Origin of the sequence: Pseudomonas graminis, from assembly GCF_004364335.1 — a bacterium.
Lineage (GTDB): Bacteria > Pseudomonadota > Gammaproteobacteria > Pseudomonadales > Pseudomonadaceae > Aquipseudomonas > Aquipseudomonas graminis_D.
The window spans coordinates 73407-91492 of the sequence record NZ_SOCR01000018.1 but is presented as its reverse complement, the minus strand read 5'-3'; the positions used below and the strand labels follow the sequence as shown (position 1 = coordinate 91492).

Sequence of the window (18086 nt, the reverse complement as noted above, 5' to 3'; positions counted from 1 at the left end):
AAGCATTCCTCGCTACTACTTCGTCCAACTCTTTGATTATCAAGGAGTTTTCCGTTTCGTCTGCGCCGGAAGTGGGGCGAATTATAGACAGATCCAGAGGAGCGTCAACCCCTATTTTAATGAAACTGTCATATCGATCAAAAATAGCTGACGGGGTGGCAAAGTTTTGGGACTTGCCCACCCAGAGCCTTAAAGACTTGGGAACGCGAACTGCGAAGCTTCGTGACTGGCACGTTGCGGCCACCGCTGCGTAATGGCTTTGCGACGGGTATAGAAGCGAACCCCATCCGGGCCGTAGGCATGCAGGTCGCCGAACAGTGACCGCTTCCAGCCGCCAAAGCTGTGATAAGCCACAGGTACGGGCAGCGGAACGTTAACGCCAACCATCCCGACTTCAATCTCGTCGCAGAACAAGCGGGCCGCCTCACCATCGCGAGTGAAGATGCACGTGCCATTGCCATATTCGTGGTCGTTGATTAACTGCATCGCTTGTTCGAGGCTGTCCACACGCACTATGCAGAGCACCGGACCGAATATCTCTTCTTTATAGATGCGCATCTCGGTCGTGACATGGTCGAACAGGCATCCACCCAGGAAGAACCCCTCTTCGTGTCCGGGGACTGAGAGCCCACGACCGTCCACCATTAGCTTCGCACCTGCACCCACGCCGTCTTCTATATAGCGGCTAACTTTGTCGCGATGCTGCCCGGTGACCAAGGGGCCCATATCGAGACCGCTGGAAGTCCCGGCGCCGATCTTCAATCCGTTGATTTGCGGCACCAGCTTGGCGACCAGTGCGTCGGCGACCTGGTCACCCACGCACACTGCAACCGAAATCGCCATGCAGCGCTCGCCGCAGGAACCATAGGCCGCTCCCATCAATGCGCTTACGGCGTTATCAAGGTCAGCGTCGGGCATCAGCACTGCGTGGTTCTTCGCGCCGCCCAATGCCTGTACCCGCTTACCGCGTGCGGTGGCTTCTTTATAGATGTACTCGGCGATCGGGGTTGAGCCCACAAAACTCAGCGCTTTGACTTCAGGGGCTTGGATCAACGCATCAACCGCCTCCTTGTCGCCGTGCACAACATTGAATACGCCCTTCGGCAATCCGGCTTCATGCAGCAACTCAGCGATCAGCAACGTTGAGCTTGGATCGCGCTCGGACGGTTTGAGGATGAAACAGTTGCCGCAGGCGATCGCCAACGGATACATCCACAGCGGAACCATGGCCGGGAAGTTGAACGGGGTGATGCCCGCCACTACGCCAAGGGGCTGAAAGTCAGACCACGCATCAATGTTCGGTCCCACGTTACGGCTGTACTCGCCCTTAAGAATTTCAGGCGCCGCACAGGCGTATTCGACATTCTCGATACCGCGCTTGAGTTCTCCTGCCGCGTCTTCAAGGGTCTTGCCGTGCTCTTCGCTGATCAGTCGGGCAATGCGTGCTTCGTTCTGTTCCAGCAATTGCTTGAAGCGGAACATGACCTGCGCGCGCTTGGCAGGAGGGGTATTGCGCCACGCGGGGAAAGCAGCCTTGGCAGAGTCGATCGCTTGTTGAACGGTCTCGCGACTGGCGAGTGGCACCGTGCGAATGGCCTGGCCAGTCGACGGGTTGAACACATCAGCGCTGCGGCCGGTTTCGCTGACCCGCTCGCCATGTATCAGGTGTTGAATGGTGCTCATGCATAACTCCGGAAAATAATAGCCCGCAGGCGCTACCGAAGTGGCGCCTGTGAGGCTGCAAGGGGTCAGTCGATTTGATTCAGCGCCTGGCCAACCGCGTCAAACATGCGGTCGAGGTCGTCCGGCTTGCTGTTGAAAGTCGGGCCAAATTGCAGGGTGTCACCGCCGAAGCGCACGTAGAAACCGGCCTTCCATAATTTCATGGCCGTTTCAAAGGGCCGCACAATGACGTCACCGTCCCGCGGTGCAATTTGAATGGCGCCAGCGAGGCCGTAGTTACGAATATCGACGACATTCTTGCTGCCCTTCAAACCGTGCAGATAGTTTTCGAAATGGGGTGCGGTTTCAGCCACTTGCTGCACCAGGTTCTCTCGCTGAATGATCTCCAGCGCAGCAAGGCCGGCGGCACAGGCTACGGGGTGCGCTGAATAGGTGTAGCCATGGGGAAACTCCACGGCGTACTCAGGCGTCGGCTGATTCATGAACGTCTGGTAGATCTCGCTGCTGGCAATGACTGCCCCCATGGGGATTGCACCATTGGTGATCTGCTTGGCGATGCACATCAGGTCCGGCGTCACGCCGAAGCTGTCGGCGCCGAACATCGAGCCAGTACGGCCAAAGCCCGTGATGACCTCATCGAATATCAGCAGAATGTTGTGCTGATCACAAATTTCACGCAGACGCTTGAGATAGCCCTGCGGCGGAACAATCACCCCCGCAGAACCCGCCATAGGCTCAACGATCACCGCTGCAATGTTAGAAGCGTCATGCAATTCGATCAGCTTGAGCATCTCGTCCGCCAGCGCAATGCCGCCCTGCTCCGGCATGCCCCGTGAATAGGCGTTGCTGGCAAGCAGCGTATGAGGCAGATGATCGACGTCCATCAATTGCCCGAACATCTTGCGGTTGCCGTTGACGCCACCCAGGCTGGTGCCCGCGATATTCACGCCGTGATAACCACGGGCGCGGCCGATCATCTTGGTTTTGGTCGCCTGACCTTTCAAGCGCCAGTAAGCCCGCACCATCTTGACCGCAGTGTCAGCGCACTCCGATCCGGAGTCGGTATAGAAGACGTGATTCAGTTGGCCGGGTGTCAGATCGGTGATCTTTTCAGCCAGTTGGAAGGACAGCGGGTGTCCGAACTGGAATCCTGGCGAGTAGTCCAGCGTACCCAGCTGGCGGGAAACCGCTTCCTGAATCTCCTTGCGTGTATGCCCTGCCCCACACGTCCACAGTCCCGACAGACCGTCATAAATTTTGCGGCCCTTGTCATCCGTGAGATAGCTGCCTTCGGCGGCGACGATCAGCCGTGGATCACGATGGAAGTTTCGGTTCGCCGTGTAGGGCATCCAGTGGGCATCAAGTTTGAGCTGGCTCGCCAGAGACATGTCGGACGATTCGGGCATATTCATCGGAATTAACCTCACTGGGCGTGGGTGGCCTGATTTCCTGACCGATGTGCGAGCAGGAGCAAGGCCGGTTGCAGCTAAAGTGCCACGGGCATAAAGTTCGAAAAACCCTGCTTTTACGATCTTCAGTTGACTGGTTACTAAACTATGAGCACCCGCCGTAACGACCCTCTGGCGCAGGTCAGCGATTTTGATATCCGTTTGCTGCGCATCTTTCGTAGCGTGGTGGAGTCCGGCGGCTTTTCGGCAGCGGAAAGCGCGCTGGGCATTGGTCGCTCCGCCATCAGTCAGCAGATGAGTGATCTCGAGCAGCGCCTTGGACTGCGTCTTTGCCAACGGGGTCGTGCGGGGTTTTCGCTTACGGAGGAAGGCCGCGAGGTCTATCAGTCATCCCTGCAGTTATTGAGCGCCCTCGAAAGTTTTCGTACGGAGGTGAATGGTCTTCACCGACACCTGCGCGGGGAGCTGAACATCGGGCTGACGGACAATCTGGTCACCCTCCCCCATATGCGGATCACCCACGCGCTGTCCCATCTCAAAGAACGTGGCCCGGACGTGCATATCAATATCCGCATGATCGCGCCCAATGAAGTCGAGCAGGGTGTGCTCGACGGCAGCTTGCACGTTGGTGTCGTGCCCCAGGCCAGCGCCTTGTCGGGACTGGAATATCAGCCGCTGTATAGCGAACGCTCGCTGCTGTATTGCGCCGTCGGCCATCCCTTGTTTTATGTAGACGATGCGCAACTGGATGACGATCGACTGTCCGCGCAGGAGACCATTGCGCCCACTTTTCGTCTGCCGGGTGAAATCCAGGCCCACTATCAGGCGCTGAAATGCACCGCGAGCGCGTCGGACCGTGAAGGCATGGCGTTTCTGATTCTGACGGGGCGTTACATCGGCTATCTGCCCGATCATTACGCCAGCCTCTGGGTGCAGCAGGGGCGGCTACGTGCGCTGAAGCCCACTGCGCGGTTTTACGACGTGAGCCTTGTGACCGTCACGCGCAAAGGGCGCCGCCCCCATTTGGTGCTGGAAAGTTTTCTGGAGAGTCTGGCTGCCACACGATGATGCCGGCGCAGTAAGTCGGTACCTTAATAACGCGCAGTCAATCGGGTCTCACATGCGGCTATCTCCTTATTGGCATTGCTTATCAGGCCAGTGAGCAGTCATGTATCTGATCAGTTGGACAGGTTTTTGCAGTAACGCTGAATGTCGAAGCCCCACACAAAATCGAGAGCCAGCATGCAGCCTGAAGCGCCAGACAATAACGACCTCATCTATGGTCTCAACGACCGACCGCGCCCCGGGCCCGCCATTCTGGCGGCAATCCAGCATGTGCTCGCTGCCTTCGTGGGCATTATCACGCCGCCACTGATTATCGGGTCGGCGCTCGGACTCGGTGCTTACATGCCTTACCTGATCAGCATGGCGCTGATGGTCTCGGGCGTTGGGACGTTCATTCAAGCGCGCCGGCCGTTCGGTATCGGCGCCGGCATGATTTGCCTGCAGGGAACCAGTTTCGCGTTTCTCGGCGCGGTGCTTTCTGCCGGCTTCATGGTCAAGCAGCGCGGTGGCAGCCCGGAGGACGTCATGGCCATGGTGTTCGGGGTGTGTTTTTTCGGCGCCGTCGTGCAGATCGTGCTGAGCCGTTTCATTGGCCAGCTGCGTCGGGTGATCACGCCGCTGGTAACCGGCATCGTCATCACGCTGATCGGCGTCAGCTTGATCAAGGTTGGCGTGACTGATCTGGGAGGCGGCTTCAACGCTCCGGACTTCGGCGAGCCAGTCAATCTGGCCCTCGGTGTCTTCGTGTTGGCAGTGATCATCGTGCTCAACCGTTCGAGCGCGCCCTGGTTACGGCTGTCGGCAATCATCATCGGGCTCGCGGTCGGCAGCATTGCCGCCTGGTTCAGCGGCAAGCTCGTGCCTCACTCCATTGCCGACGTTGCGCTGATCACTATTCCCGTGCCCTTTCGGTTCGGATTCAGCTTCGACTGGGCCGCTTTCCTGCCGGTCGCGCTGATTTATCTGATCAGCAGTATCGAAACCGTCGGCGACCTTACCGCCAACTGCATGCTCTCCCGCGAACCCATCAAGGGCCCAGGCTACATCGCCCGGCTGAAGGGCGGTGTACTGGGCGACGGCGTCAGTTGCATGATCGCGGCAACTTTCAGCGCGTTCCCGAACACCACCTTTGCGCAGAATAACGGTGTGATTCAGCTCACAGGCGTTGCCAGCCGGTATGTGGGTCTGTACATCGGAGCGATCCTGTTTCTGCTCGGACTGTTCCCGGTGATCGGTGCGATTCTTCAGCAGATTCCCAAGCCGGTGCTGGGCGGCGCGACATTGGTGATGTTCGGCAGCGTCGCAGCGGCGGGCGTGCGGATCCTCGCGCAAGCGCCGCTGGATCGTCGTAGCATGTTGATCATCGCCACCTCTTTCGGTGTAGGGCTGGGTATCGCGGCGCAACCGACGCTGCTGCATCATTTGCCGCAATTAGTGCAGAGCCTGTTCGATTCGGCGATCACCAGCGGCGGGTTGACGGCCATCGTGATGTGTCTGGTACTTCCGGAAGCCAAAGAATCGAGCGAAGCCAACAAACAGGCAACGGAATCCTTTGAGCACTGATTTACGAGGCCACACTTGTCGGATGATCGCGGGTGCGCTATGTGTTCACCGCGTCGCACCCAATGATCCGTCTGGAACCGCACATGACCCTCGAAGTCCCTGCTCACAGCCCTAGCGCCACCAAACCGGCCAGCCGCATTCGCCAGAAGAACGAAGAAGCGATCCTCAAGGCGGCCGAGGACGAATTCGCTCGGCATGGTTTCAAGGGCACCAGCATGAACACCATCGCGCAGAATGCCGGCTTGCCCAAAGCCAACTTGCACTATTACTTCACCAACAAGCTGGGTCTGTATATCGCGGTGCTGAGCAACATCATTGAGTTGTGGGACAGCACCTTTAATAACCTGAGCGCAGACGACGATCCGGCACAGGCGCTGACGCACTACATCCGCGCGAAGATAGAGTTTTCACGTCGACAGCCACAAGCCTCGCGCACCTTTGCCATGGAAATCATCAGTGGCGGCGAATGCCTGAATCAGTATTTCAGCCAGGACTACCGCGAATGGTTTCAGGGCCGTGCCGCTGTTTTCCAGGCCTGGATCGACGCCGGCAAGATGGACCCGGTCGATCCGGTGCATCTGATCTTTCTGCTGTGGGGCAGCACTCAACATTACGCTGACTTCGCCACCCAGATTTGCCAGGTCACCGGCCGTTCGAAGCTGACCAAGCAGGACATGGAGGCCGCTGGGGATAACTTGATTCGCATCATTCTCAAAGGCTGCGGACTCACGCCTGCTTTATAACGTCTGAAACCCCAAGCGAAGTCTGGAATTCCAATGCCTTTTACGCTCACCGGCCGCTGCGAGTTTCGCGAAGAGATTCGCAAGAGCCGTTTCATCACCCTCGCCGCGCCGATCGACACCGCTGCCGATGCTCAAGCGTTTATCGAGCAACACAGTGATCTCGACGCCACGCACAATTGCTGGGCCTGGAAGCTGGGCGCGCAGTACCGCAGCAACGACGATGGTGAACCGGGCGGCACGGCCGGGCGGCCGATACTCGCGGCCATTGATGCTCAGGATTTTGATCGAGTCGTTGTGCTGGTGATTCGCTGGTACGGCGGGATTCAACTGGGCACCGGCGGGCTCGCGAGGGCCTATGGCGGGGGCGCCAACAAATGCCTGCAGCAGGCTGATCGAGTGCCGTTGATCAATCGAGTGTCGTTGCACTTCGAGTGCAGCTTCAGCGAACTGGTGCTGATAAAGCTGCGAGTGGCCGAACTCAGTGGCCTTGTGGAAGATGAGCGCTTCAACGCAAACGGCGTCACCCTCTCAATCGCGCTAGGGCCCGAGCAGATTGAAATTCTCCAGCGCCAGGTATCGGACATCAGTCGCGGTCGGATTGTGTTGCAGCCGTCGCAGTAATCAATGCGCTGACCTATCGACGCTTTCCCGGCTTAAGTCGCTCACAGTGAGTCTCCCCACGACCGGGAGCGCCAGTAGCATTTGCCCACATCTACTGTGCATCTGCCTGTGGACAAGCTGAGCACACACCGTCGCAGCCCTTGATCCATATGGCTTTGCGGGGCTTGATCAATTTTTAGCCAAAAAGGTTAGCGATGAGTGAAATCAGCGCTAAAACAGGATGTTAGCGGCACTTATCCCGATGCGGCGGTCGTTTCACGGGGGGCTCAATCGCCAATTTACAGTTGCTCACAATACCTGTGGAGCGATCTGTGGATAACCCGTGCAAGCCTTCGCAGGCTGCCGGGTACAGCGCGCATTGGAGGAGCTGGACATTTTTTATACAGACATACCGCCAGGCAGGCTCGGGCGTACGCCTTTTTGATCGTCAGACATTCATATTGGAAACGTCCACTCACATATGTCGTGAGCCTCTGTCATCCTCTGCCGCTAACTTATGCGCCTCGCGGCAACACAGTGCTTCAAGAAACAAAATTCCCGCCGCGTTGCGATGTCCATCGATTGAGTGAAATTTTTCGTTTGTCTGTACAGGAGTCATTCCAATGTCCACCCCTAAAACAGCTCTGATCATCGGCGCGTCACGCGGCCTTGGCCTCGGACTGGTGAAACGTCTGACGGAACTGGGCTGGGAAGTCACCGCCACCGTTCGGGACGCTCAAAAGGCCGACGAGCTTAAAGCACTGCCGACTGTGCAATTGCAGACCCTGGACATCGACGAGCAGTCATCCCTCGAAGTGCTGACCCACAACCTCAAGGGCCAGACGTATGACCTGCTGTTCGTCAACGCCGGCGTGATGGGCCCGATGCATCCAAACCCCACCGACGCCACCGCCGGCGAACTGGGCCAGCTATTTCTTACCAACGCCGTCGCGCCAATCCGCCTGGCCAAGCGCTTCGTCGACCAGATCCGTCCCGAAACCGGGGTCATCGCGTTCATGAGCTCGGTACTCGGCAGCGTTACCATGCCGGATGCGCCAGAGATGGCGTTGTACAAAGCCAGCAAAGCCGCGTTGAACTCAATGACCAACACCTTCGTGACGCAATTGGGCGAGAACAAACCCACCGTGCTCTCGATGCACCCGGGTTGGGTCCGTACGGCGATGGGCGGGGAAGGCGCGGATATCGACGTCGAGACCAGCGTGCGCGGGATCGTTGAGCAGCTTGAGCGGTTTGCCGGGAAAGGCGGTCATCACTTCGTGAACTACAAGGGTGAGACGATTCCCTGGTGATTGCGATGCAAGTCGCGTCAGCATGAGCTGGCGTGACTTGCCCGTGCCCGCCACAGCACTCTAGAATCCGCCCTCGCCTCGCACGTTCGTTGCTGCGGCGACCCTGGATCAGCAGACAGGGCAACACTGAGCTGGCGACCTGAACCCATTTTCAGAGGAGCCGGCCAATGCCCGCGATCCGTACCTGGTTAAAAAACCCCCTTGCCGTTTTCACGGCCAATGAGCTCGATGCTCGCGGCGGCCTGGTGGTCGAAGGCGGGGTTATCGTTGAGATGCTCATGCTGGGGCAACAGCCTGCACTGCCCTGCGATCACGTGTTCGATGCGCGCGAGCACGTCCTGCTGCCCGGCCTGATCAACACGCACCACCACTTCTATCAGACTCTCACCCGCGCCTGGGGCCCGGTAGTCAATCAGCCGCTGTTCCCCTGGCTGAAAACCCTGTACCCGGTGTGGGCGCGGCTAACGCCGAAAAAACTCGCATTGGCCAGCAAGGTCGCCCTGACCGAGTTGCTGCTGTCGGGCTGTACCACCGCCGCCGACCATCATTATCTGTTTCCCCAGGGTCTGGAAGACGCCATCGATATCCAGGTGGAAAGCGTCCGCGAACTGGGTATGCGCGCGATGCTGACACGAGGCTCGATGACCCTGGGCGAGGCAGATGGAGGCCTGCCACCCCAGCAAACCGTCCAGCAGGGCCAGGTGATTCTCGATGACAGCGTGCGGTTGATCGAGACCTACCACGAGCGGGGTGACGGCGCGCAGATCCAGATTGCGTTGGCGCCGTGCTCGCCGTTTTCAGTGACAACCGAGATCATGGCCGAAAGCGCGGCTTTGGCGGAGAAGCACGACGTGCGCCTGCACACGCATCTGGCCGAAACCCTGGACGAAGAGGACTTCTGCCTGCAGCGCTTCGGCCTGCGCACAGTGGATTACCTGGACAGCGTCGGTTGGCTTGGCCCTCGTACCTGGCTGGCGCACGGCATTCATTTCAACAGTGAAGAGATCACTCGTCTCGGCCAGGCGGGCACCGGGGTCTGTCATTGCCCGAGTTCGAACATGCGCCTTGCATCAGGCATCTGCCCCACGCTGGACCTGGTTGCCGCAGGCGCGCCGATCGGGCTGGGTGTCGACGGTTCCGCGTCAAATGATGCCTCGAACATGATGCTTGAAGCCAAGCAGGCGCTTTACCTGCAACGCCTGCGTTACGGGGCGGAAAAGATCACACCGGAACTGGCATTAGGCTGGGCGACCAAGGGGTCGGCGCAATTGCTGGGCCGGCATGATATCGGCGAGTTGGCTGTGGGCAAGCAGGCTGATCTGGCGCTGTTCAAGCTGGACGAGTTGCGCTTCTCCGGCAGTCACGATCCGCTCTCGGCGCTATTGCTGTGCGGCGCTGATCGCGCAGACCGGGTGATGATCGGCGGCAAATGGCGAGTGATTGAGGGTCAGGTAGAAGGGCTGGATCTGAAGGGGTTGATTGCAGACCACCGGCAGGCTGCTGCGGAATTGATCAGGGCGTGATGCGCTGTGACAGCAGTGGGGAAGTGACTGCTGACTCCCCCACCGCTGGATTCAAGCCGAACCTGATCTACAACCCCATCAAAGACAGCGCGATGAAGGTGGCAAACAGCACGAAATGCGTCATGCCTTCGATGGCGTTGGTTTCGCCGTCGTTCAGGTTGATGGCGCAGACCAGCAGGGTGACGAAGATCATCACGGTCTGCACTGGCGTCATCGCCATCTGGAACGCCTGGCCGCTGTAAAGCGCCATGCCTTCCATGACCGGCACGGTCAGGATCACCGTCGACAGCGAAGCACCCAGGGCAATGTTGACCACCGACTGCATGCGGTTGGCCAGCGCGGCTCTCAGTGCGGTCAGGATCTCCGGCGCTGCCGAAATCGCCGCCACCAGAATCGCTGTCATCACCGGCGGCGCGCCGCTGCCTTCCAGACCCAGATCGACGGTTTTCGACATGACCTCGGCCAACGCGCCAATCACCACCACGCCGAAGACCAGCGTAACGATCGAGCGCGTCAGGTTGACGGGCTCGTGCGCTTCCTCCGCCTCACCCTTGCGGCGCTTCTTGTCCGGGTAGCTGTAGCTGAAAAAGTAACTGTGGGGCCCGACCTGCATACGCAGAAACAGCGCATAAAGCAGAATCATCGCGCCGATGGTGAACGCCGAATACAGCTTCCACTTCCCTTCCGGAATGAATTCCGGCACGACCATCGACACCGCCATGGCCGTCAGAATCATCACGCTGTAAGACCGCGCGGAGTCATCGTTGTAAGACTGTTCACCGTGTTTGAGCCCGCCCATCAACGCGGCAAGACCCAGAATCCCGTTGATGTCGAGCATCACGGCCGAGTAGATGGTGTCGCGCACCAGCGTGGGTGAAGGTTCGTTATTCATCATGATCGCCAGAATCACGACCTCAACCAGCACCGCCGACAACGTCAGGATCATCGTGCCGTAGGGATCACCGACCTTTTCCGCCAGCAACTCGGCATGGTGCGCCACGCGCAACGAGGCGCAGATTATAAAGCCCACCAAGGCGATGCCCGCGATCAGCGCGACGGTATTTCCGTTGCTGAGCAATTGGTGTTCGTAGAAGTACGCGAAAAAGGTCGCAATGACCGCCAGTAGAAGAAACTTTTCCTGCTTGAGAATCGTGCCCATCGCTGCCTTTTAGCCCCTTGCGACCCTGGCCGCACATCCATGAAGTGAAGTTTACTGAAGCGCTTGAGAGTGTTGATGTAAACAAAGGTTTCAAGACAGGTTAGCAGCGGGTCGCGACACATCGTCGCGCCGCCGCATCAAAATGCCTTCAACCTGGCTATGTTCAAGACATCCACTTACCGAGAAACGCCTGCAAAGGCGGCCTATCGGTGTTCGCACCTGTGGCAATCAGAGCCAAAGTACTGTGTGAACCGTCCGGTCAGGTTTTATTCAGCCCGCGCGCCTGACTCTGTAGAATGCCCGCCATTGCACCTTATGAGACAAAGCCCATGTACGACTGGTTGAACGCCCTGCCCAAGGCAGAACTGCACCTGCATCTGGAGGGCTCGCTGGAGCCGGAACTGTTGTTCGCTCTGGCTGAGCGCAACAAGATCGCCCTGCCCTGGGCGGACGTCGAAACCCTGCGCAAGGCCTATGCCTTCAACAATCTGCAGGAGTTTCTCGACCTGTATTACCGCGGTGCCGACGTGCTGCGCACCGAGCAGGACTTCTACGACCTGACCTGGGCTTACCTGGAGCGCTGCAAGGCGCAGAACGTCATTCACACCGAACCGTTCTTCGATCCTCAGACCCACACCGACCGCGGTATCCCTTTTGAAGTCGTACTCAACGGCATCGCCGGCGCGTTGAAAGACGGCAAGGAAAAGCTCGGCATCGGCAGTGGCCTGATCCTCAGCTTCCTGCGCCACTTGAGCGAAGACGAGGCGCAGAAGACCCTTGACATGGCCCTGCCCTATCGCGACACCTTCGTCGCCGTCGGCCTGGACAGCTCGGAAATGGGCCATCCGCCGAGCAAGTTCAAGCGCGTCTTTGATCGCGCTCGCGGTGAAGGCTTCCTGACCGTTGCCCACGCAGGTGAGGAAGGTCCGCCGGAGTACATCTGGGAAGCACTGGATTTGCTGAAAATCCAGCGTATCGACCACGGCGTGCGCGCCATTGAGGACGAGCGCCTGATGCAACGCATCATCGACGAGCAAATTCCGCTGACGGTCTGCCCGCTGTCCAATACCAAGCTCTGCGTGTTCGATCACATGGGCCAGCACAACATTCTCGACATGCTCGAGCGCGGCGTGAAAGTGACCGTCAACTCCGATGACCCGGCGTACTTCGGCGGCTACGTGACCGAGAACTTTCACGCACTGCATACCCATCTGGGCATGACTCAGGATCAGGCCAGGCGCCTGGCGCAAAACAGCCTCGACGCCCGCCTGATCAAGCCCTGATCAGTCACGCCCCTTGATCAGCAATAGCGTGTGGAGGCTCTGCTCCACACGCCGGGGTCTCGGAGCGTCACGCTGCCGAGGCGATCTTGCTGATTTCTCGCTGACCATTGGATGAGACCTGCAACGTGGAGGCCTCCTCCGTCGTCCGCAGCCAACCCAGCTGCATAAACAACTGCAAAAGCCCGGCCCCCAATGCGCCGCCCAGGTGTGGGCTGCTTTCATGACAGTCAACACAGGCGCACACGGCTTCACGTCGTCTGTGGGCCAGTGCGGGAATAAAGATGCCCCGTTCGGCAAAGCGGGAAATACCGACACTGGTGACTTCCAGCCGGTGTTCGGATTGTTCGATCCAGCCCGCGCCCAACATCCTTAAATACAGCTCGGCACCCATTTCGCCGCCAAGATGGTCCGCACAGACACTGGCGCGGCATAACGGCAGGGGCGGCAGCGGCTGCGCCATGCTGCGGCTGATCAGATCCGCGCTGACCATCGATGCACTGACCAGCGCCTGGACGGCTGTCCGGACTTCCGGCGCAGCGAGCCTGAAGTAGCGCTTGCGGGCTCGGACTTCATGGCGCAGCAACCCGCCGGCAGCGAGGCGTGCCAGATGCGCACCGGCGGATGAAGTGGAGATACCCACAAGCGAGGCGACTTCATTAGCCGCGCGCGAGGTTCCGTCCATCAATGCCCACACGATCGCGCTGCGTTTGGGGTCGGCGAGCAACGCAGCGATCTGGCTGATGCAAGGTACATATTCCATGTCTTCACTCCCTGTTGAACATTATCTAAGCGGCCCGGCACCGGTGCGCAGGCCGAAGCGTTGGCTTGGCCTGGTGTGGCTTGGCGCGTAATCACGGGCGTAATCAGTTGAAGCGCCGGGCCGTTGCTGTGGTGAACCATCATCGGTGTTTAAGGTGAAAACGAATCTTGATTTAAGTCACGTCATACGAACTCTGATCGCTGGAACTTACGAGTGATACAGATAGCTGCGCCCGAGCGATACAGTTGGAAAAGTGGGGATTAAATCGGATCCATGACGGCGCTTAGTATAAGACCTGCAGCCGATCGGGAGATCAACTTGTCCATTGTCTCGGCCTTTGTTTGTGGGCCGTATTGGCAAATGTTCAGCACAATCCGGCAACCCGTTCGCGGCGCAGATTCAGCCAGATAGCCGAAACCCCTTGAAGGACGGGCATTTGAGCCGGTAACGGCAACCCACGAATTCGGCGCCAGGGCGATTGCCTACACCGGAAACTCCTGAGCCCTTCAAGAAAATAATCTGCACACAGGCACGTCAGAAGTGAACTTCTCTCGTTCAAGCACGAAACTCAGTTAAGCGTTTTTATTCTCTGTAAGAACTTTCCAGTTCTGAAGTAGTAAACAACCGTATATAAGCCACTCTTTTTCAACAGCCTGAACATGCTTGTACAGGCACACGTTAAACCTGGAGTAAATCGGCAACGCGTTAACGTTGCCGACGTCGGTTAAATACGAACATCTGCGTGGGGAGTCAGCGCATCTCGCTTCTGCTGCGCCCGGCGTGTAACAACGGCGAGCGTCACAGCCAGCACGCCGCACAGCGTAATGACAGTCGCCATCGGCACGGCCGTCCCGTCATGCAGTACGCCAACCAGTGCCGCCGCCCCTGCAGCGACGCTGAACTGCAAACATCCCAACAAGGCCGACGCGCTGCCCGCACGTTTGCCCTGTCCGCTCATTGCGCACGCTGAAGCGTTGGGAATGATGCAGCCCAGGCTGGCGATATAGATGAACAGCGGAATCAGCAGTGGCCACAGCTTTTCGGTGTGCAGGGAGGCGATGGTCAACAGCACGAGGGCTGCAGCGAGATAAATCCAGACGGTCCGAGACAACAACCACGCCGGGCCATAGCGGCCAACGAGGCGGGCGTTCACTTGAGCGATGAGAATGAAGCCTGCAGCGTTGATGCCGAACAACCAGCCGTAGTGTTCCGCCGGGACGCCGTAGAGCTTGATGAAAACGAAGGGAGAGCCTGCGATGTAGGAAAACATCCCGGCCATCGCGATCCCGCCAGTGAGCGCGTGGCCCAGGAAGATCCGGTCGCCCAGCAGATTCCAGTACGACCCTAACGCGCCCGAGAGCGGCAGTCGCGGATGGCCGGCCGGCATGCTTTCCGGCAAGCCCCTGAACACCGCCACGGCGGTGAGTGCGCTGAAACCCGTCAAGGTCAGGAAGATGGCCTGCCAACCCACGACGTTGACCAGCAACCCGCCCAGCATCGGGGCAAGGATCGGCGCCAGCCCCATGACCAGCATCAGTTGCGAGAACACCTTGGCCGAGTCGACCGGTGAGCACTTGTCGCTGACGATCGCCCGCGACAGCACCATGCCGGCACATCCGCCCAACGCCTGTACAAAGCGGGCCGCAATCAGCCATTCAAGAGAAGGCGCCAAGGCACACGCCAGCGATGCGAGGGTGAACAAGCCGACGCCAAACAACAGCGGGATCCGACGGCCGAAGCGATCGGCGATCGGGCCGTAGGCGAGTTGGCCGATGCTCAGGCCAAGGAAATAAGCGGCCAGGGTCAGTTGAACGTGTTTCTCGTCCGTGCCGAATGCCAAAGCGATGGCCGGGAAACCTGGCAGGTAAAAGTCGATGGCCAACGGGCCAAAGGCGCTGAGTGCGCCGAGGATCAGAATCGTTCTGAGGTTCATCAATCTTCCTAAACGTTTTTGCGCAGCGCGACAGTTTAACAACCTTGAATCTGCGCGGCCCGTTCACAGGAAAATTACCGGAAGTTTTTTCAAGACATCGTCCCTGGGCGAAAAAGGTGGAACTTATTTCGCGCGACCGAGCATCGGTTAATGGATTTCCTACAGCGTTTTTACCAATAACTCACAGAAGCGCTTCTAAACTTTCCCCAGGTAGTGAGGAAATCAAAATGAATGCGCGATGGGTTGTGCTGTGGTGCGTTGTCGTTATCGCCGGATGTCAGTCGACCCACGACCAGCTATTGGCCGAAGGTTACCCACCGGCATTCGCTGATGGTTTTCAGGATGGCTGCGGGAGCGGGCGGCAATCCATCGATGTCATCAAAGGACAATTCAAGAAGGACGTGCCGCGCTATTTGCGTGACACGATGTATGCACAAGGCTGGTCGGACGGATTTCGTCAGTGCCAGGCCCAACTTGCCAACAGCAATGTCCAGGATCAGGGCCGCGACAGTATATGGAATGACCGCGACCGCGATTGGGACCATCAGAGAACTCAGGACGCCGCTAAAGCCTACCGTTCTCACTGAACGGCCTGCCGCGACAGGATAACGGGTGAAACTATCGGGGACCTGCCATGGCCCAATATGATCAAGCCATGAACAGGAGCCCCGCCATGAGTCGCGCCTTCGTCAACGAAGACAACGCCGCCGCGCAAATCGACCCACCGGTTGAACGGCAGATCAGCGCCCAGATCAATTACGTCACCCAGCGCGGCTTTGATCAATTGCACGATCAGGTTGAGCAGCTGCAGGCGCAATACAGCGAACAGAATGCCCAAGGTGATGACGCTGACAAGCAGCGCATGGCCGAAATCGAACGTGACCTGCGTTACTTCAACCAGCGCCTGCAGAGCGCACAAGTGGTCAGCATCACCTCGGATGACCAGGTTCAGATTGGCAGCTGGGTGACCTTCGCCGACGAGGAAAACGTTGAGCAGCGCATGCAGTTAGTCGGTGAGGATCAGGCCGATGCTGGCAGTCAGTTGATCAATTGGGCGTCACCACTGGGCAAGGCACTGCTCGGCGCCAGGGTCGGGGACGAAGTCACCTGGAAGCGGCCGGTCGGCGATGCCGTGATCGAGGTGGTACGGATCGAAGCCGGCGACTGACGTCATCCACTTACCATCAGCCAGACACAAAAAACGGAGCCCGAAGGCTCCGTTTTTTTGTGAAACCAACCCGGATCAGGCCAGTTTCTTGTGACGCACGCGGTGCGGCTGAGCGGCTGCGTCGCCGAGGCGTTTCTTGCGATCCGCTTCGTACTCGGTGTAGTTGCCTTCGAAGAACACGGCTTGGGAATCGTCTTCGTACGCGAGGATGTGAGTCGCAACGCGGTCAAGGAACCACCGATCGTGAGAGATCACAATGGCGGCGCCCGGGAAGTCCAGCAGGGCTTCTTCGAGTGAACGCAGGGTTTCCACGTCGAGGTCGTTTGACGGTTCGTCGAGCAGCAGGACGTTGCCGCCCTCCTTCAGCGTCAGCGCCAGGTGCAGACGACCGCGTTCACCGCCAGACAGGTCCTTCACGAACTTCTGCTGATCGCCACCCTTGAAGTTGAAACGGCCAACGTAGGTGCGCGAGGGAATTTCGTAGTTGCCGATCTTGATCTGATCGGAGCCATCGGAAATCTGCGCGAACACGGTCTTGCTGCCGTCCAGGTCGTCGCGGCTCTGATCGACGCACGCCAGCTGCACGGTTTCGCCGACTTCGATGGAGCCGGAGTCCGGTTGCTCCTTACCCATCAGCATGCGGAACAGTGTCGACTTACCGGCACCGTTGCCGCCGATCACACCCACGATGGCGCCTTTGGGCATGGAGAACGACAAGTTGTCGATCAGCACGCGATCGCCGTAGCCCTTGGTGACGTTCTTGAACTCGATGACTTTGTCGCCCAGACGCGGACCGGCCGGGATGTAGATCTCGTTGGTCTCGCTGCGCTTCTGGAATTCCTGGGACTGAAGCTCTTCGAATCGTTGCAGACGGGCCTTGGATTTCGACTGGCGCGCCTTGGCACCTTTACGGACCCACTCGAGCTCTTCTTTCATGGCCTTTTCATGGGCCGATTGCTGCTTGGACTCGGCCGCCAGGCGGTCGGACTTGGCTTCAAGCCAGCCGGAATAGTTGCCTTCATACGGGATGCCCGCGCCGCGGTCGAGTTCCAGAATCCAGCCGGCAACGTTGTCGAGGAAGTACCGGTCGTGCGTGATCGCAACCACGGTGCCCGGGAAATCGTGCAGGAAATGCTCGAGCCATGCGACGGAGTCGGCATCCAGGTGGTTGGTCGGTTCGTCGAGCAGCAGCATGTCGGGGGCGGACAGCAACAGGCGGCACAGCGCGACGCGACGTTTCTCACCACCTGAGAGGTGTTCGACCTTGGCGTCCCAGGCCGGCAGACGCAATGCATCGGCGGCGACTTCCAGCTGGCGCTCCAGGTTGTGGCCATCGCTGGCTTGCAGGATCGACTCAAGCTTGGCCTGTTCGGCCGCCAGCTTGTCGAAATCGGCGTCCGGCTCCGCGTAAGCGGCATAGACTTCGTCCAGACGCGCTTGAGCGTCCTTGATGACGCTGACCGCTTCTTCGACCACTTCACGGACCGTCTTGGTCGGGTCGAGCTGCGGCTCCTGCGGCAGGTAGCCGATGTTCAGCTCAGGCATCGGGCGCGCTTCACCGTCAAATTCGGTGTCGACGCCGGCCATGATTTTCAGCAGCGTGGATTTACCCGAACCGTTGAGGCCGAGGACGCCGATCTTGGCGCCGGGGAAAAACGAGAGGGAGATGTTTTTCAGGATTTCCCGCTTCGGCGGAACAACTTTGCTCAGCCGATGCATGGTAAAGACGTAAGAGCCTGTTTTGCCTGTTTTGTCACTTTTGGACATGGTTTGGTTCGCCTTTAATCCGTTATTTTTAGTGCATGAATGGTAGCGACCAGCGGTTAAAAACGGGAAAGTAAAACGTTAGGTTTCGCATTGACCAACCGTTGCCGCTGACTATACTTA

At 58.7% G+C, this 18086-nt stretch carries 15 protein-coding genes; 9 read left to right on the top strand and 6 right to left on the bottom strand.

Features of this window, described 5'->3' with window-relative positions; all coding sequences use genetic code 11:
• Window positions 1-189: 189 nt before the first annotated feature.
• Together EC919_RS26100 and EC919_RS26095 are read right to left on the bottom strand one after the other, a co-directional pair.
• On the bottom strand, window positions 190-1683 hold the full coding sequence (locus EC919_RS26100) for a CoA-acylating methylmalonate-semialdehyde dehydrogenase (protein WP_133777172.1): 1494 nt from the start codon (window positions 1681-1683) through the stop codon (window positions 190-192).
• 65 nt (window positions 1684-1748) lie between these two features.
• Window positions 1749-3095: an aspartate aminotransferase family protein gene (locus EC919_RS26095; RefSeq protein ID WP_133777171.1), complete on the bottom strand. Its 1347-nt coding sequence runs from the start codon at window positions 3093-3095 to the stop codon at window positions 1749-1751.
• Between the two features lie 144 nt (window positions 3096-3239).
• Here EC919_RS26095 and EC919_RS26090 point away from each other — a divergent pair, with 144 nt between their 5' ends.
• The 6 genes from EC919_RS26090 to EC919_RS26065 all read left to right on the top strand — a co-directional run bounded on the left by EC919_RS26090 (window position 3240) and on the right by EC919_RS26065 (window position 9896).
• Complete coding sequence (locus EC919_RS26090; protein ID WP_133777170.1) at window positions 3240-4160, top strand: LysR family transcriptional regulator; 921 nt, start codon at window positions 3240-3242, stop codon at window positions 4158-4160.
• Window positions 4161-4334: 174 nt separating this feature from the next.
• Window positions 4335-5720, top strand: a complete 1386-nt coding sequence (locus tag EC919_RS26085; RefSeq protein ID WP_133777169.1) for a uracil-xanthine permease family protein — start codon at window positions 4335-4337, stop codon at window positions 5718-5720.
• Window positions 5721-5803: 83 nt separating this feature from the next.
• Window positions 5804-6463, top strand: coding sequence for a TetR/AcrR family transcriptional regulator (locus EC919_RS26080; protein WP_133777168.1), 660 nt, complete (start codon window positions 5804-5806; stop codon window positions 6461-6463).
• A 33-nt stretch (window positions 6464-6496) separates the two neighbouring features.
• Window positions 6497-7084, top strand: a complete 588-nt coding sequence (locus EC919_RS26075) for an IMPACT family protein (protein WP_133777167.1) — start codon at window positions 6497-6499, stop codon at window positions 7082-7084.
• Between the two features lie 602 nt (window positions 7085-7686).
• Entirely contained in the window at window positions 7687-8373 is a 687-nt protein-coding gene (locus EC919_RS26070) for an SDR family oxidoreductase (RefSeq protein ID WP_133777166.1), read from the top strand.
• 167 nt (window positions 8374-8540) lie between these two features.
• Window positions 8541-9896, top strand: coding sequence for an 8-oxoguanine deaminase (locus EC919_RS26065; protein ID WP_133777165.1), 1356 nt, complete (start codon window positions 8541-8543; stop codon window positions 9894-9896).
• A gap of 67 nt (window positions 9897-9963) precedes the next feature.
• Here the strand turns inward: EC919_RS26065 and EC919_RS26060 are convergent, their stop codons facing one another.
• Window positions 9964-11055 carry a calcium:proton antiporter gene (locus tag EC919_RS26060; protein WP_133777164.1) on the bottom strand — a complete coding sequence of 364 codons (1092 nt, stop codon included), beginning with the start codon at window positions 11053-11055 and terminating at the stop codon, window positions 9964-9966.
• Between the two features lie 329 nt (window positions 11056-11384).
• On the opposite strand from EC919_RS26060, the gene EC919_RS26055 reads away from it, so the two are divergent.
• Window positions 11385-12338 carry an adenosine deaminase gene (locus EC919_RS26055; RefSeq protein WP_074888674.1) on the top strand — a complete coding sequence of 318 codons (954 nt, stop codon included), beginning with the start codon at window positions 11385-11387 and terminating at the stop codon, window positions 12336-12338.
• A gap of 67 nt (window positions 12339-12405) precedes the next feature.
• Here the strand turns inward: EC919_RS26055 and EC919_RS26050 are convergent, their stop codons facing one another.
• The gene (locus EC919_RS26050) at window positions 12406-13098 is read right to left on the bottom strand and encodes an ArsR/SmtB family transcription factor (protein ID WP_133777163.1); all 693 of its coding nucleotides are present in this window, start codon (window positions 13096-13098) and stop codon (window positions 12406-12408) included.
• Between the two features lie 724 nt (window positions 13099-13822).
• A complete protein-coding gene (locus EC919_RS26045; RefSeq protein WP_133777162.1) occupies window positions 13823-15031 on the bottom strand; it encodes a multidrug effflux MFS transporter in 1209 nt (402 codons plus the stop codon).
• A 227-nt stretch (window positions 15032-15258) separates the two neighbouring features.
• Here EC919_RS26045 and EC919_RS26040 point away from each other — a divergent pair, with 227 nt between their 5' ends.
• Both EC919_RS26040 and EC919_RS26035 read left to right on the top strand, forming a co-directional pair.
• Window positions 15259-15618, top strand: a complete 360-nt coding sequence (locus EC919_RS26040) for a hypothetical protein (RefSeq protein ID WP_133777177.1) — start codon at window positions 15259-15261, stop codon at window positions 15616-15618.
• Between the two features lie 86 nt (window positions 15619-15704).
• Entirely contained in the window at window positions 15705-16199 is a 495-nt protein-coding gene (locus tag EC919_RS26035) for a GreA/GreB family elongation factor (RefSeq protein ID WP_133777161.1), read from the top strand.
• Window positions 16200-16274: 75 nt separating this feature from the next.
• Here the strand turns inward: EC919_RS26035 and ettA are convergent, their stop codons facing one another.
• Window positions 16275-17966 (bottom strand): energy-dependent translational throttle protein EttA, encoded by a 1692-nt coding sequence (ettA, locus tag EC919_RS26030; protein ID WP_133777160.1) that lies wholly within the window; start codon window positions 17964-17966, stop codon window positions 16275-16277.
• Window positions 17967-18086: the final 120 nt, after the last annotated feature.